At 59.1% G+C, this 15,404-nt stretch carries 12 protein-coding genes; 7 read left to right on the forward strand and 5 right to left on the reverse strand.

Annotation, left to right across the window (positions count from 1 at the left end; all coding sequences use genetic code 11):
• Positions 1-40 precede the first annotated feature (40 nt).
• Genes GbCGDNIH8_RS02675 through GbCGDNIH8_RS02685 form a run of 3 tightly spaced genes read left to right on the forward strand, consistent with a single transcriptional unit; the run spans position 41 to position 5,100 of the window.
• Positions 41-2,569 (forward strand): circularly permuted type 2 ATP-grasp protein, encoded by a 2,529-nt coding sequence (locus tag GbCGDNIH8_RS02675; protein ID WP_072572005.1) that lies wholly within the window; start codon positions 41-43, stop codon positions 2,567-2,569.
• Complete coding sequence (locus GbCGDNIH8_RS02680; RefSeq protein ID WP_072572006.1) at positions 2,566-3,453, forward strand: transglutaminase family protein; 888 nt, start codon at positions 2,566-2,568, stop codon at positions 3,451-3,453. The genes GbCGDNIH8_RS02675 and GbCGDNIH8_RS02680 overlap by 4 nt, the downstream gene beginning before the upstream one ends.
• A 36-nt stretch (positions 3,454-3,489) precedes the next feature.
• Positions 3,490-5,100, forward strand: coding sequence for a Na+/H+ antiporter (locus GbCGDNIH8_RS02685; protein ID WP_072572007.1), 1,611 nt, complete (start codon positions 3,490-3,492; stop codon positions 5,098-5,100).
• 15 nt (positions 5,101-5,115) lie between these two features.
• On the opposite strand, the gene GbCGDNIH8_RS02690 is transcribed toward GbCGDNIH8_RS02685, so the two are convergent.
• On the reverse strand, positions 5,116-6,522 hold the full coding sequence (locus tag GbCGDNIH8_RS02690; protein WP_072572008.1) for a homospermidine synthase: 1,407 nt from the start codon (positions 6,520-6,522) through the stop codon (positions 5,116-5,118).
• A gap of 222 nt (positions 6,523-6,744) precedes the next feature.
• Between GbCGDNIH8_RS02690 and GbCGDNIH8_RS02695 the strand changes: the two genes are divergently transcribed.
• Positions 6,745-9,099 (forward strand): Orn/Lys/Arg family decarboxylase, encoded by a 2,355-nt coding sequence (locus GbCGDNIH8_RS02695; RefSeq protein WP_072572009.1) that lies wholly within the window; start codon positions 6,745-6,747, stop codon positions 9,097-9,099.
• A 199-nt stretch (positions 9,100-9,298) separates the two neighbouring features.
• On the opposite strand, the gene GbCGDNIH8_RS02700 is transcribed toward GbCGDNIH8_RS02695, so the two are convergent.
• Positions 9,299-9,847, reverse strand: a complete 549-nt coding sequence (locus tag GbCGDNIH8_RS02700) for an AAA family ATPase (RefSeq protein WP_072572010.1) — start codon at positions 9,845-9,847, stop codon at positions 9,299-9,301.
• A 4-nt stretch (positions 9,848-9,851) separates the two neighbouring features.
• Entirely contained in the window at positions 9,852-10,196 is a 345-nt protein-coding gene (locus tag GbCGDNIH8_RS02705) for a formaldehyde-activating enzyme (RefSeq protein ID WP_253805632.1), read from the reverse strand.
• A 350-nt stretch (positions 10,197-10,546) separates the two neighbouring features.
• Between GbCGDNIH8_RS02705 and GbCGDNIH8_RS02710 the strand changes: the two genes are divergently transcribed.
• Positions 10,547-11,578: a hypothetical protein gene (locus GbCGDNIH8_RS02710; protein WP_157692528.1), complete on the forward strand. Its 1,032-nt coding sequence runs from the start codon at positions 10,547-10,549 to the stop codon at positions 11,576-11,578.
• Positions 11,579-11,650: 72 nt separating this feature from the next.
• Here the strand turns inward: GbCGDNIH8_RS02710 and fae are convergent, their stop codons facing one another.
• Together fae and pcaDC are read right to left on the reverse strand one after the other, a co-directional pair.
• Entirely contained in the window at positions 11,651-12,199 is a 549-nt protein-coding gene (fae, locus tag GbCGDNIH8_RS02715) for a formaldehyde-activating enzyme (protein ID WP_011631232.1), read from the reverse strand.
• An 86-nt stretch (positions 12,200-12,285) separates the two neighbouring features.
• Positions 12,286-13,449 (reverse strand): bifunctional 3-oxoadipate enol-lactonase/4-carboxymuconolactone decarboxylase PcaDC, encoded by a 1,164-nt coding sequence (gene pcaDC / locus GbCGDNIH8_RS02720; RefSeq protein WP_072572012.1) that lies wholly within the window; start codon positions 13,447-13,449, stop codon positions 12,286-12,288.
• A 136-nt stretch (positions 13,450-13,585) separates the two neighbouring features.
• Here pcaDC and GbCGDNIH8_RS02725 point away from each other — a divergent pair, with 136 nt between their 5' ends.
• Both GbCGDNIH8_RS02725 and GbCGDNIH8_RS02730 read left to right on the forward strand, forming a co-directional pair.
• Positions 13,586-14,032 (forward strand): GlcG/HbpS family heme-binding protein, encoded by a 447-nt coding sequence (locus GbCGDNIH8_RS02725; RefSeq protein ID WP_072572013.1) that lies wholly within the window; start codon positions 13,586-13,588, stop codon positions 14,030-14,032.
• A gap of 35 nt (positions 14,033-14,067) precedes the next feature.
• Positions 14,068-15,267 carry a type 2 periplasmic-binding domain-containing protein gene (locus GbCGDNIH8_RS02730; protein WP_157692529.1) on the forward strand — a complete coding sequence of 400 codons (1,200 nt, stop codon included), beginning with the start codon at positions 14,068-14,070 and terminating at the stop codon, positions 15,265-15,267.
• Positions 15,268-15,404 lie beyond the last annotated feature (137 nt).

The following is a 15,404-nucleotide window of genomic DNA, read 5'->3' on the forward strand; positions in this document are numbered from 1 at the left end:
CGCCGCTAAAACCTTTGTTCATGGCAGATGGACAAGGCACGTGAGCGTCGTCGAAGGGCTGGACGAGATGGTGGATGGCCAGGGGAGCATACGCCCCCACTGGCGCTCCATCCTTGGAACCCTGACCGCGCTGGGGGATGGAGGCATCGCTCAGCGCGCCCGCCGGCTGGACCGTATGTTCGAGCAGGAGGGCGTCTCCAGTTTGATTCCCGGCACGGTTGAGCGTGAGGGGTGGCGGTGCGATCCGGTGCCGTTGCCCATCACGGCACGGGAGTTCTCGACTTTGGCCTGGGGGCTGGCACAGCGTGCCACCCTGCTGTCGGCCATATTGCAGGACGTCTATGGACCACAGCGGGTGTTGTCGGAAGGCTGGCTGCCTCCGGCGCTGGTGTATGGAAACCGGGCTTTTCTGCGCGCCTGTCGCAGCCAGCCGGATTATCCTCCCGGCAGGCAGAATGGCACTCCCCCGGGAAAAATGCTCGATTTCTACTCCGCCGATCTGATCCGGGCGCCGGATGGGCGATGGCATGTGCTGGCAGACAGGACATGCGGTTGTGCGGGGCTGGGCTATGCGCTGGAAAACCGGCGCATTCTGGCCCGTGTGATGCCGGAATCATTCCGCGTCGCCCATGTGCGGAGGTTGCGGCCTTTCTTCGACTTCTGGCTTGACCGGTTGCAGGAAATTGCGCCGCGCAGCGAGGATGGACAGTCGCAGTCCAATCCGATGATCGTGCTGCTGACGCCCGGCTATCGCTCGCCGCAATGGTTCGAGCATATGTTTCTGTCGCGGGAGCTGTCCTGTGCGCTGGTTGAGGGTGGCGACCTGACCGTACGCAATGGTCGGGTTTTTCTGAAAACCCTGCGCGGGTTGCAACCGGTGGATGTCGTGCTCCGCCGGACAGAGGGTGTGGCAGTAGACCCGCTGGAGCTTGCACCGGGGCCGGGAACGGTCGGTCTGCTGGAAGCGGCGCGCAGCGGCAGCGTCACCATCACCAATTCCCCCGGCACGGATATGGCGGAAGCTCCGGGCCTTGCCGCGTTCATCCCGCTGCTGGCCGAAAAAATGCTGGGCGAGGGATTGCATATTCCTCAGGTGCCATCGCTCTGGCTGGGGGGTGAGACGGCGTGGGCGGAGGTCCGGCAGGATCTGTCCCGCTGGGTGCTCCGTTCGGCCATGGATAGCAGTGAACCCCCCATTATTGCCGGTGCCTTGTCCGAGGATGAGCGGGCCGCATTGGAGAAGACCATTGCAGCGAATCCCGGCCGTTGGTCCGCCTTCGCGCATATGGTACCTTCCAGGGCGCCTTGCGCCGGGCCGGACGGGCTGACGCCGCGGCCGATCACGCTGCGTATCTTTCTGGCCTGGGATGGTAACTCATGGCGTGCCATGCAGGGTGGGCTTGCTTATGTCGTGCAGGAGGGGCAGGCGGGAGGCGCACGTCTGGCTTCCCATGGCATGAGCAAGGATGTCTGGGTGCTGGCGGATGATCATCAGGATCTGGCCGGTCCCGCCCTGCGCGTTGTCACACGACTGGCGCCACGCCGCACGGCGGCTGCCGTACCGAGCCGGGTGGCGGACAATCTGTATTGGCTGGGGCGCTATGTGGAGCGGCTGGACAGCGATGCGAGGCTGGCCCGTGCCGCATTGACCCGGTTGAATCGGGGCCTCCTGCTGCCGCATGAGATGGTGGAGCTGGATACGCTCGGTCAATGTCTGGCGACCTCCGGCCTGCTGTCATCGCCGGTGGGGGCGGGCGCGCACGGTCTGCTGGCCAGCGGGCTGTTATCTGCAACGCGGGAGGATGGCGCGCTGGGAGTTCTGCTGGGTCGGGTTGCCCGGTTGACGGAGCTGGTGCGGGATCGCCTGACCGATGAAATGTATGCCACCTTCACCACCACCCTGCGCAGTGCGCGGGCAGAGACGCTGGTCACCGGCAAAAGTCTGGATCAGATGGCGCAGGCCATGGCGGAAATATCCCGCTTCTGCACGGCCGTTTCCGGTGCTGCGGCGGAAAATATGGTACGCGGTGGCGGCTGGATGTTTCTGGAGCTGGGACGCCGGATCGAACGGGCATGGACGTCCGCCGGCATGCTCGCAACAGTTCTGGATACGCGCCCGTCCTGGCTGGAGACCAGTCTGCGCGTTGCACTGGAATTATGCGACAGCGCCATAACCTATCGGAACCGGTATCTGACAGCAATCCAGCCTGATCCTGCGCTGGATCTGGTGATTGCCGATCCCGACAATCCACGCAGCCTGATTTTTCAGCTCGTTGCGATCAGGGAGCGGTTGATGCAGGTTGCCGAGGCCGCACAGCAGCCGGATGAGGCAGTCGGTTTGATTGCGGCCGCAAACGCGTTGGGCGAGGAGGCGGTGATCATTGCCGGAGACGTGGTCAAGGCCGATGATCCATATGCCGCCACCCTGACGGCGGCGAAGCGTTTACGGGGGCTGGAAACAGGTGCGGCCGCTCTTTCCGACCAGATTACCCGTCAGTATTTCACCCTGCTGCCCAGCCAGTCCGTCGGACAGCCGCGGTTGGCGGAGGAAGATGGGGTGGTATCGTGAAATTCCGTGTCCGCCATCTGACCCGCTATCGCTATGAAGATCCGGTCGATCTTGCCAGCCATATCCTGCATCTGACGCCGCGTGATTGCCGCGGGCAGCACGTGCTGACGACAGGGCTGGACATCGACCCTGCCCCCTCCCGTCGTGTGGATGGACGGGATCATTTCGGCAATCATCTCTCATGGATTTCGCTGGATCAGTCGCATCCGGTTTTTTCTGTTATGGCGGAGAGTGTGGTGGAAGCCTGCTTCCCGCCGCCTCCACCCGATGAAGAGACGCCTGCCTGGGAAGAGGTGGTGGCCCTGGCGCGTGCGGGCGCTGGTGCAGCCATGGAGGCGGCGGAATATGTATTCCCCAGTGTGATGGCCCCCGCTGATCCGGATGCCGGCCGCTATGTCGCTATCAGCTTTCCTCCAGGACGGCCAATTCTGACCGGGCTGCGCGATCTGCTGGCGCGGATCAGGGGGGAATTCAAATTCCGGGCCGGTATTACCGATCTGCACACGCCGGTTTCGCGGGTGGTGGCCCAGAAAGCGGGGGTCTGTCAGGATTTCAGCCATATGGTGATTGCCGGGCTGCGCTGGCTCGGCCTGCCGGCCCGCTATGTCTCCGGATATATCCGCACCTATCCTCCGCCGGGACAGAAACGGCGGGAAGGAACGGATGCATCCCATGCCTGGGTCGGATGCTGGCTTGGTCCCGCACATGGCTGGGTGGATATCGACCCTACGAATAACCTGATCGTGTCCGATGAACATGTGGTGATTGGCTGGGGCCGTGATTACGATGATGTCAGCCCGGTGCGTGGCATCATTCTTGGCGGGGGCCGCCATGATATGCTGGTCAGTGTTGATCTGGCGCCGCTGGAGGAGGAGGTCACCTGATTCCTCCATCCTCCCGTCAGCAGGAGCAGGATACGGTTGGAACAGTTCGAGTTTCTGATTCTTCTGCTGGCAGCCATTGTCGGGCTGGAGGTGCTGGCCCGTCGGCTGCATCTGCCGCCTGCTGCGGCTTTCATTCTGGGGGGTGGTGCGCTGGCGCTCATGCCCGGGATCGGGATGCCCGATGTTGATCCCGACCTGATTCTGGTGATTTTTCTGCCGCCTCTGCTGATGAGCGGCGCATATATGACCGTTTGGCGTGATTTCCGGCAAAATCTCCGGGGTATTCTGCTGCTGGCCGTGGGAGCCGTGATTTTTACCACCATGGTGGTGGGTGTTGGCGTCAAATGGTTGCTGCCCGGCCTGCCCTGGGCGGTGTGTTTTGCGCTTGGCGCCATTGTGTCGCCCCCGGATGCGGTTGCTGCCAACGCGGTGTTGGCACGGGTGAGCCTGCCAAGCCGTATCACCGTGCTGTTGCAGGGAGAAAGCCTGCTGAACGATGCCGCCGGGCTGGTACTGTTCCGTTTCGCGATTGTCGCAGCTTTAACAGGAACATTCAGCCTGTCCGGCGCACTGACCTCATTTCTCGTTCTCTCGGTGGGTGGTGTGGCGCTTGGGGTGGTGATTGCGTACGCCGGATTGCTGGCGATCCGCTGGCTACGTGGCCATGGCGAGGCCGTGGTGACGGTCACGCTGCTGATGGGCGCCATATCTTATATCGGCGGAGAAAAACTCCATGTTTCCGGCGTCCTGTCGACTGTGACAACCGGCCTTATCGTTGGCTGGCGGCAGCATGAGGTGTTTTCGGCCGATACGCGGATGCGTGCCCATGCCGTGTGGGGGATTCTGGTGTTCCTGCTGGAATCTGTCCTGTTCATGTTTATCGGCCTTTCCCTGCGGGGCGTGCTGGGCAGGCTGGAAGATCAGGGGGATGCGGTTCAAGCCTTTCTGCTACCCTGCCTGCTGGTAGTGGCCCTTGTCGTTGTCTGCCGGTTTGTCTGGCTGTATGCGGTGGACGGAGTTTATTCTCTGATACGGCTGGTTGGCTTCAGAAACGGGCCAGCGCCTTCTCTGGCAGCGTCGACCATCATGGGCTGGGCGGGAATGAGGGGCGTGGTCAGTCTGGTGGCGGCGCTATCCGTCCCCGAAACCATGCCGGGCCGTGATTTCATTCTCATCGCCACCTTCCTTGTCATTCTGGTGACGGTTCTGGTGCAGGGTACCACACTGGAACCGCTCATCCGATTGCTGCGTCTGAGCGGCGCCGAGGAACTGAAAATGAAGCGGCACTCGGAAGATCGGGCATGGGCTCGCATGACAGCGGCGCAATATCGGGCCATCCAGAAGGCTTCTCATACTCCTGACGGCCAGGAGCGTCATCCTCGTCTGCTGGAGCAATATGCTCATCGGGCCAGTGTCGCGTCTATCTATGCGAAAAATCCGGAAGAGCATCGCCCGCATGAAATTGCCCATTTCATGGCGATACTGGAGGCGATCAAGGCAGGGCGGCAGGAGGTTCTGCGCCTGCACCGCGCCGGGGAAATCACCGATGGTGTGCTTCGTGATATGGAAAAGGAGCTTGATTTGCAGCAACTGGTTGCTGAGGCGCGAGTCAGTAAGGACGGGGAGGAATTGATCCTCCCCGCATAGGTGTCGTGGCAGTGATCAGACCAGAATATTTTTGAAGCGATAGGGCTCACTGCGGTCCAGATCTTCCGGGAACAGCGTTTCCCGGCCATCGAGCGGAGTCCAGTTGGAGTAGGCGCCCGCCATTTCGCCCAGATAGGGGCGCATGACCTCAAGTGCGCGTACATGGTCGATTTCATCGGCTTCGACCACGCCGCTGGTCGGATTTTCGATTGCCCAGACGATCCCGGCCAGCACCGCCGCTGTCACTTGCAGGCTGGTGGCGTTGTTATGGGGGGCGAGCTTGCGGGCTTCCTCAATGGTCAGGCGGGAGCCGAACCAGTAAACGCCGCGTTCATGACCCATCAGCAGGACGCCGAGCTCGTCCATGCCGCTTTCGATTTCGTTCATCATCAGACGCTGGCGGGGCTGCATCTGCCAGTTTTTGCCCGCCAGTTCATGCACCGACAGAACCGCATCGTCGCAGGGATGGTAGGCATAATGAACGGTCGGGCGATAGCGAACGGAGGTACCTTCCCGTACAGTGAAGTAATCGGCGATCGAGATTGATTCATTATGTGTGATCAGGAAGCCATGATACGGGCCTTCCAGCGGCGTCCAGCTACGCACCCGGGTGGAAGCGCCGGGGCGCATCATGTAGATCGCCGCACCACAGCCGAAATCGTGATGACGCCCGCCGGGCGGTAACTCCGCCTCATGCGTGCCCCAGCCGAGCTCGGCAGGCTGGCAGCCTTCACCGACGAAGCCATCGATGGACCAGGTGTTGACGAACTCGCCAACCGCTTTGGGACGGTTGCTGACCTGGGTATCGCGCTCGGCGATATGGATGGCCTGAATGTTCAGCGCCTGTGCCAGCGCCGCCCAGCCTTCGCGCGTGGTCGGGGCGGGGGCTTCGTGCCCGGTATCGCGGGCAATGGTTAACAGCGCGTCCTTGACCAGATGGGAGACAAAGCCGGGATTTGCACCATGCGCGATCAGCGCGGTCGGGGCACCTTCCGGACAGCCTTCGCGTAGCGCCAGAGCGCTTTCACGCAGTGCATAGTTGGAACGCTGGGAGGGTGTCAGATCGGGATCGGTATAGCCGCCCGGCCATGGCTCGATGCAGGTATCGGTATAAAGCGCCCCCGCCTCCCGGCAGAGCAGGATCAGCGCGACGGAAGAGACTTCCACCGACAGATTCACCAGAAAATCCCCCTTGCCGAGCAGTGGCAACAGGACGTCCCGGTAGTTGTCACGGGTCAGCGGTATAACGTGATGAGCGACCCCGTATTCAGCCGCGATAGCCGCACCGCGATCATCGGCGGTGACAATGGTGATCCGATCTGCGGGCATTGCGACATGACGCAGGATCAAGGGCAGCACGCCCTGACCGATACTGCCGAAGCCAAGAATGACCATCCGACCGTCAAAGCTGAGAGAGTGCATAAACAAGAAAATCCCCGGACACTATGATGTGAGCCCTGCCTGAACAGCCAGGGTAATCAGGCTGTATTTTGTTCAGGCACAAAGGCACCTTCAGGGAAGGTCTGCCAGCCTGCTTTTCCCCTCAAGAGAAATATTAAAGACATTTGCATTCTGGAGCCTTTTCCCACTGCAGAAGATCGGCCCGGACCGCTATAGCCACATGACGACTCAAGGGAGCCTGGAATGGAATACGGACGCCGCTTCAAATTTCTGGTCTGCGCACCGACCTTTAACCCGGATGATCTGGAGGGGATCCGCCTTCAGCAGATTCTGGAGGAGATCGAGCAGGACGGATATTTCGTGCTGCGCGCCCGCCGGGATGACGATGCGGAGCTGGCCATCCGTACCGACGCCGCCATTGGGTGCGTCATCGTTGACTGGGGCAAGAAAGGAGCAGCGGGCAAGGCGGCCGGGCTGATTGAACTGATCCGCAAGCGCGGCCTTGATGTGCCGATCATCGTGCTGGTACGTCGTCACCGGCTGGAGGATATTCCGGTCGCTGTGCTGGACAATATCGACAGCTTCATCTTTCTGGCTGATGAAACGCCTGACTTTATCGCGAAAAACCTCGTGGCACGTCTGCGGCAATATGCCGACACGCTGAAGACGCCTTTTTTCGGCCAGCTGGTCGACTATGCCGAGCAGGGCAACATGTTGTGGACCTGTCCGGGACATAATGGTGGCATGTTCTATCGCCGCAGCCCGATTGGCCGCATTTTCGTTGAGCATCTGGGCGAGGCGATCTTTCGCGACGATCTGGACAATTCCGTGCTTCAGCTGGGTGATCTGCTGACCCATGAAGGTCCGGCCCTGAAAGCACAGCGGGAGGCCGCCACGATTTTCGGGGCCGAGCGGACGTATTTCGTGCTGAATGGCACTTCGACATCCAACAAGATCGCGTTGAATGCCCTGTTGGCAGAAGGCGACCTGGTGCTGTTTGACCGCAACAACCACAAGGCAGCGCACCATGGTGCTTTGCTGCTGAGTGGTGCGGTGCCGGTTTATATCGATACCGTCCGCAACCCGCATGGCATGATCGGCCCGATGCGGCGTGATGCGTTGAATGAAGAGGCGCTCAGAGAAGCGATCCGCACCCATCCGCTGGTGCGCGATCCGGAAGCGTGGCGCAGGCCTCGTCCGTTCCGTGTGGCGATGATTGAGCAGTGCACCTATGACGGCACCATCCATTCTGCTGAGGAAGTGCTGGCGACGATCGGCCACCTGTGTGACTATATCCTGTTCGATGAAGCATGGGCCGGCTTCATGAAGTTCCACCCGCTGTTCCGGGGGCGCTTTGGCATGGGGCTGCGCAATCTGGGTGAGAACGATCCCGGTATCATCGTGACACAGAGCACGCACAAGCAGCTTGCTTCTTTCTCCCAGGCCTCACAGATTCATGTGAAGGACAGTCATCTGAAAGGGCAGGACCGTCAGATCGGTCACAACCGTTTCAACGAGATGTTCCTGCTGCACGCCTCCACCAGCCCGTTCTATCCGCTGTTCGCCTCGCTTGATGTCGGCGCGCAGATGATGAAAGGCCGCTCTGGCGAGGTATTGTGGGATGATACGGTCCGGCTGGGAATCGAACTGCGCAAAAAGATCCGTTTGACACGGAAAGAATACAAACAGGCGCAGACCAACCCCGATCTGCAGTGGTTTTTTGAACCGTTCGTGCCCAAGCGTGTGCAGCCATCGGAAAAGTCTGAAGCCTTCGCCGGACTACGCTGGGAAGATGCGCCGACGGATCTGCTGGCTTCCGACCCGGAACAATGGATGCTGCGTCCCGGTGATGACTGGCACGGTTTCCCTGCTCTGCATGCGGGTTGGGCCATGACCGATCCGAACAAGCTGACCTTGCTGACGCCCGGTTTCGATGGACGCAACGAGGACAATTATGCTGATCATGGGGTGCCGGCACCGGTCGTGGCGGAATATCTGCGTCAGAACCGTATCGTGCCGGAAAAAAACGATCTTAACTCTCTGCTTTTTCTGCTGACACCGGGTATTGAAAGCAGCAAGGCTGGAACGTTGCTGTCCTATCTTGTGACGTTCAAAAACCTGCATGATCAGAACGTTCTTCTGTCTGACGCTATTCCGGATTTTGTGGCGCGTCGACGGGAGCGTTACAAGAACGTGCGTTTGCGTGATCTCTGCGCTGAAATGCATGCTTTCTATCGTGACCGGCAGGTCAGCCGTTTACAGGCAGAACAGTTCATGGCGGAGCATCTGCCGGAGATGGCCATGCTGCCGCACGAGGCCATGCGGGAGCTGGTGCGCAACAATGTCGATTACCTGCCGCTGGAGGAGGCGTATGGAAGAATCGCTGCGACATTGTGGCTTGTTTATCCGCCGGGTATCGCGACCACTGTTCCCGGTGAAAGGCTCGGCCCCAATGCGGAGCCTATGATCGCCTATCTGAGAGCTTTTGAAGACGCGGCGAACCAATTCCCTGGATTTGAAAATGAGATTCAGGGCTTATATCGAGAAAATAAAGACGGAAGGATCCGTTTTTATACGTATTTTGTAAGGGAACGCTGACTGGTTTATGGCCTGACATTCGATGTCAGGCTGCTCCTTTGAAAAATCATGTACATAGAGTCCCTGTGATGGTGCATATCGCTGTCGGTGGAGGAGCACCAACAACCGTTTCACTGGATACAGGCTCTGCGGGTCTGTAGGTTATGCAGAGAGATGCAGGGCCGGGTATGGTATCACTCAGTAAGCCTATCACGCAGGCTTATACGGATGGAACGCGGCCTTCAAGGGAACACAGCACAAAGTCGGCGCGCTGTGCTGTCACCATCTTCGGCAACAGGATCACTTCATAGCCCAAGGCCGGGAACACTTCCATCAGGCGATCATATTCCGTCACCGCTGCGTCGAAGCTATGCTTGCGATCCGCGTCGGTGACATAGATTTCCGGCCAAGGCGGGGCCATGAACATGCGGCGATGATAACGATGCGTCATGCAGAGAGAATGCAGGGCCGGATCGCCGGTCAGCGTCTCCAGCGCGGACGCCGCATCCACCAGACCACGGTCGAAGAACACCCAACCTTCATGATCTGCGACGGTCGTCCGGTCATCCTGCGCCATCTCGATCGCGCGGCGCAGGAACGCCGGCAGATCGACCCAAGGCAGCGCGCTGCCGCCGGAGGCCAGTTCCTCGGCTATAATGCGACGGCCAGGTTCCTCGACGACCGTATGGCCTCGCGCGTTCAACTCAGCCAGCAGAGTCGATTTCCCGCCGCCCGAGCAGCCGGAAATCACGACAAGACCTTTCTTCAATGCGTTATCCTTTCATAAATATCGGCGGCTGCGCGCGTCTCTTGATGCGGGGCGGAATGACTGCAGTGAGCCACTCGACAAAGGCTCGGGTCATCGATTGAGGGTGCGTTCTGCATGGTCTTGCGGATGGCTTCCGTGATACCCTTGCGCTGGATTTCGAACAGCACCTCTTGTGATCGGGATTGTCATCATTGATGATGGACAGCGCCAGCCACACGGAACAGATGATGCCGAGATCATTGACCTGATCTTTCGGCAGATAGCCCTCCCGCACAGCATCCAGAACACCGTTGGCGATGGCGAATTGAACCGTGCCCATCAGGATATTGGTGTAGCGCTGGCTTTTCACGGTTACTTTGGACACGCACAGAGTCACCGGCCGAACCTGAATTCCGGTGAAAGGCTTGGCCCCAATGCACAGCGCCTATGATTGCCTGTCTAAAGCTTGTGAAAGCATAGCAAATCGGTGGCCTAAATTTGAAAATGAGATTCAGGACTTATATCTCAAAAATTGAGACAAAAAGATTTCTTTTTATACATATTTGTTTGGCAGATATTAACATATGAAATCTAACATCACGTGGCAGGATTTTATCATGCCTGATGTCTTGAAAAATGATTTTGAAAGCTTATTGAATATTTGATTTTCTTATTTTTTTCTGCGTTAATTTTCCTGAATTTTTATTCAGGAAAATTGAAATGATCAGTGGCAAATTATACTCATCCTTTGTTTTAGCTGGCGTGTTTCTGGCATCGACCCCACTCGCGTATGCCCAGTCTTGGCAGGCTTCATCCTCTGTCAAAGTAAGTCGCTCTGTCTCTGTTACCAAATCGTCCCCTGCTATATCGCAAAGTGTCGGCATTCCGCTTTTCCCAAGCCGGGCAGGCAATGTACCTATTATGGTTCATATTTCTATCGGTGGCGGACCGACAACAACTGTTTCGCTGGATACAGGCTCGGCGGGTCTTTACGTCATGCAGAAGGATGCGGGGCCTGATCTCGTCGCACTTCCGACACGGATCCGGCAGGGTTATACGGATGGCACGAGATTTGATGGATACTGGGCAAAGGCAACCATTTCATTTCCGGATTCTCATGGACCGGTTACAACAAGGCAGCCGATTGTCATCGGTGTGATCACGCGGGTTTACTGCTCGGCTGACAAGCCTCATTGCCCAGGCAGTATCAACAAGCCGGGTATTATGGGTATCAGCATGAACACAAGCACCAGTCTGATCAGCCCATTGGCGCAGCTGCCAACTCCATTATCGAATGGATATATTCTGGATGTTCGGGACAGAAAAACACCCACCCTGACAGTCGGATTGACCCAGCAAAACACGGCAAAATTCAGCTTTGCACCCCTAAAACCTGCCAAAGCAGGCCCATCTGGTGCGCCGTCATGGACGGGAACCTCTTTAACAGGCTGCTATACTGTCAATGGGGAGGCTGCCTCCTGCACGCCGATTTTGTTTGATACCGGCGCTTCCTATGGTGTTTTCAATATAGGAAATTTACAACCGAAACTGAGCAGTTCCGGCTGTCTGTCGCAGGGGCAGAAATTCGAGATTGATTTCAAGGATGTTTTTCATCTGGCTCTGATAACAACGGCCAATACTGTTTTCTGCGTCTCTAAAACAGCTACCTCTTCCAATATTGGTTCTGCGCTGTTTCGCTATATGGCGGTTGCCTATGATGCAGAGAATGGTCGATTGGGATTTATGCAGTAAAACAGAGATCATAAAAAACGCCGCATGCCTTGTTACCGGGCATGCGGCGTTTGCGATGGTCAGGATAGAAAATCAGATTTTCCCGTCCAGTCCCATCTGATGATATTTGTGAATGATCTTGTCCTGGTTTTCTAGCAGCCAGTCGATTGAGGGTTCATTCTGCATGGCTTTGCGGATAGCTTCCGTGGTGCCCTTGCGCTGGATTTCGAACAGCGCCTTGTGATCCAGATTGTCGTCATTGATGACGGACGGCGCCAGCCACACGGAACAGATGATGCCGAGGTCATTGACCTGATCTTTCGGCAGATAGCCCTCCCGCACGGCATCCAGAACGCCGTTGGCGATGGCAAATTGAACCGTGCCCATCAGGATATTGGTGTAGCGCTGGCTTTTCACGGTTACTTTGGACACGCACAGAGTCACCGGGCGAACCTGAATCCCGGTGTTCAGAATAGCGAAAACACGACTGTGACCGGCAACCTGATCGCCTACCAGAGTGGCGAGAGCGGTACCGACCGGCCCGTCCAGCGCACCGATGACAACCTCCGGTTCTGCTGCGGTGCCGGGTGGCCCGCCAGCAACCAGAGCCTCGCCGGTACGCAGGATAATACGTTCGCTCATGGAGGGGTCTCCTTATCGGACAGGGGGAAGGAAATGAGACGGGCTGACAGATTGGCCTGTACCAAACTCTGCCCGCCTCAGAGATATCATGTGCCAGAATGATCCGGCAGAATGGCCCGGGCAATGCGCATAGCAGCATTTGCTGCCGGTATGCCCGCATAACACGCGACATGCATCAGTGTTTCTGCGACATCGCCGGGGGAGGCACCGGTATTCCTTGTGGCGCGACAATGGCCTTTGAACTCGTCCTCAGCGCGCAGGGTGGCGAGGACGGCCAGAGTGATCAGGCTGCGGGTGCGACGATCCAGACCGGGGCGTGACCATGGCCCGCCCCAGGCGGCCTCCGTCATCCAGGTCTGGAAATCCCGCTCGAAGGGGGAGGCGTGGTCGAAGGCATGCTGGACGAATTCCTCCCCCATCACGGCGCGTCGCGTCGTCAGGCCGCGCGTCAGCGCATCGGCCTGTGCCTGTGCGCCGATAAAGCGATGGATCGCCTCCACAACCTGTCGGGGTTGTTCGGTGCAGATCATATGGGCGGCATTTTCAATGATGGTGAAGGCCGCTCCAAGCCGGTCGCGCAGGGCTTCAGCCATGGGGATCGGGGTGGATTGGTCCTGATCCCCCACCAGCACAAGGGATGGTGCCAGAATGGCCTCGGCATGATCCGACAGATCGGCGACGGAGAGGGCCTCGCACGCCCCGGCATATCCTTCCGGATCGGTTCGGCAGAGCATGGTATACAGGCCGTGCGCGGCGGGATCAGCCAGAAAATCCTCTGTCACCCAACCGGGCAGCACCTGATCCGCCAGCAATGCCATTCCTTCTGCGCGCGCCAGAGAGGCACGGTCCAGAAAACGGGATGGTTCTGCCATCGCCAGACCAGTATCGCAGAGAATCAGCGAACGTACCCGGGCCGGAGCGATGGCCGCGAGCATCTGTGCCACCATGCCGCCCAGAGAAATCCCCGCGACATGGGCTTCATCCACGCCCAGCGCATCCAGTACGGCCAGAGCATCCCGTGCCAGCATGTCGATGCTGTATGGTCCCTGCGTCACCTCCGTCAGCCCATGTCCGCGCAGATCGGGACGGATGACGCGATAGCTCCGGGCCAGTTCGGCTGCGATGCTGTCCCATGCCGCTCCGGTCGCCCCGAGCGCATGGAGCAGCAGGAAAGCCGGTGCTCCCTCCGGGCCATCGATCGTCAAGTGTACGTTTAAATCTCCAGCCAGTTCCCCGGTGCGTAGAAACATCCGCCTTTATCCTCTTCCATGCTCAAGCCGTTCTGGACTTGCCGCGATGCTTCATGCAACGCATGGGCCGATGAAATGACGCGGCCAGAGAGTCGTGAATGCCGGTCACTAATGCTGAAAGAGGAAGTTGGATATCATGAGCAATACAGGGCAGGATACAGTGCTGACACTGAACAAGGCGCAGGCGATCATTAAGGCCAGCCTCGAAAAGGCGACCTCTGCGGGGATGAAGCCGCTGGCGGTTGCGGTGCTGGATGCGCGGGGAGCACTGAAGGCTTTTGGTGGGGCGGATGGTACCAGCCTGCGCCGGGGTGAGGTTGCGATCGGCAAGGCACATGGCGCGGTGGCGCTGGGTATGGGCAGCCGGGCGATTGCTGATCGTGCCGCGACGGATCCCAGTTTTGTGGCGGCGGTGACTCATGCGGTTGGTGGTTCCCTGATCCCCGTACCGGGCGGGGTGCTGATCATGGCGGGTGACACCCTGCTGGGGGCGGTCGGCGCGTCGGGCGATACCTCCGACAATGACGAGGCCGCCGTGGTCGCGGGGATCGAGGCCGCAGGATACACCGCACGCATCCGTTAATCGTTATGCGGACAGGGAGGCCATAAGCGGCGCTCATGGCGGGGTATAAAACCGGATCATCTCTGCCAGGTCGTCGGATGGCGCTTGCATGGGCGGCATCCCTGTTGACGGGTGCTCACACTGCATGGGGACGGGAGGAGGGGCGTGGCAGTATTCTGCACCGTGCTCTTCCCCGTACACCTCATGTGCCGCCCGCTGTCGCGTTCGATGCGACCGCCAGCCTGCTGCATCGTGTGGTCATGGGATGCAGCGGCGAGGATTATGCCAGCGCCGTGCAGGCGGTTGCAGGGCAGAGGCTGGAGCGTCTTCAGACCAGGCTGGTGGTCGATGTCACCGATACGCTACCAAGGATGGAAAGCATCCGGCAGGCCCGCACTCTGTTGCGGCCTGCACCTTGCGATGTGCTGCTGCTCGATGACATCGCCATGTATACCCTGTCCCTGATCCAGCCTTTTCGTCCGGCTACGCCGCAATTTCTTCCGGCTTTGATCGGTGTCGAACCGGATCTGCGCCTGCCCTATGCTGTTCCGCAGATGCAGAGCGGTCTGGTCATCGTCAGACGTGCTTCCCTGACAAAGGATATGGTGCTGTTGCGCTATGGTGATCTGGCTTCACCGCGCCTGCATGGGCGGGTGGGGTTTTCGGATGCGCAGTATCTTCAGGTCATGGGTGCTGCCACGTTGGCCATGGGCGGAAGCATGACATATTACGCGCCCGGCCTGACCTGGCTGCGCCGCCTGCGTCACCATGGTGCACGGAGCTATCCGAGTGATGAAGCATTGGGCAATGCCCTGCGCACCGGAGAGATCGTTGCCGCCCTGACCTTGCAGGCCAATGCAGTGATCTGGCAGCAGATGGTAGGTGACCTGTCCTGGCATGCGGCGGAGGAGGGGGTGATTCCCGTCATGATGCAGGCAGCCATGCTGCGCGGTGATGCCGATCCTGCCGCGGCCGCCCTGGCCTGTAACATGCTGCTGGAGCCGCAGGTGCAGACCGATCTGATGCACCGTACCGGTTTTCTGCCGACCGTAACCTCCCTGCTGGAGGATCACGAAACGATCCAGGCCTATGGTTTTTCAACCTATCAGCGGGACCGGTTCCAGTGGCCGGTATATGCCTATCTGGCAGGGGAGATGATGGCGCTGTGGAAGCAATGGATTGCCGTCTTTGATGCCCGGCCGGTGCGTCCGGCCCACCGTCCGGCGGGGCATCCGAAACCGGTGGTCAGACCGTGATGAGGGCGGCGGGAAAATTTGACTTTTGGATGAACCCTCTCTATAGGCCCGCCCTCACGGCCGGGAACGAGGACGGACCTTCGGGGTTCGCGCCCGCCGGATGCACTGCATCCGGACTACCGGTGCAACAAAAGACT

Origin of the sequence: Granulibacter bethesdensis (assembly GCF_001889545.1) — a bacterium.
In the GTDB taxonomy this organism is placed as follows: Bacteria; Pseudomonadota; Alphaproteobacteria; order Acetobacterales; family Acetobacteraceae; genus Granulibacter; species Granulibacter bethesdensis_B.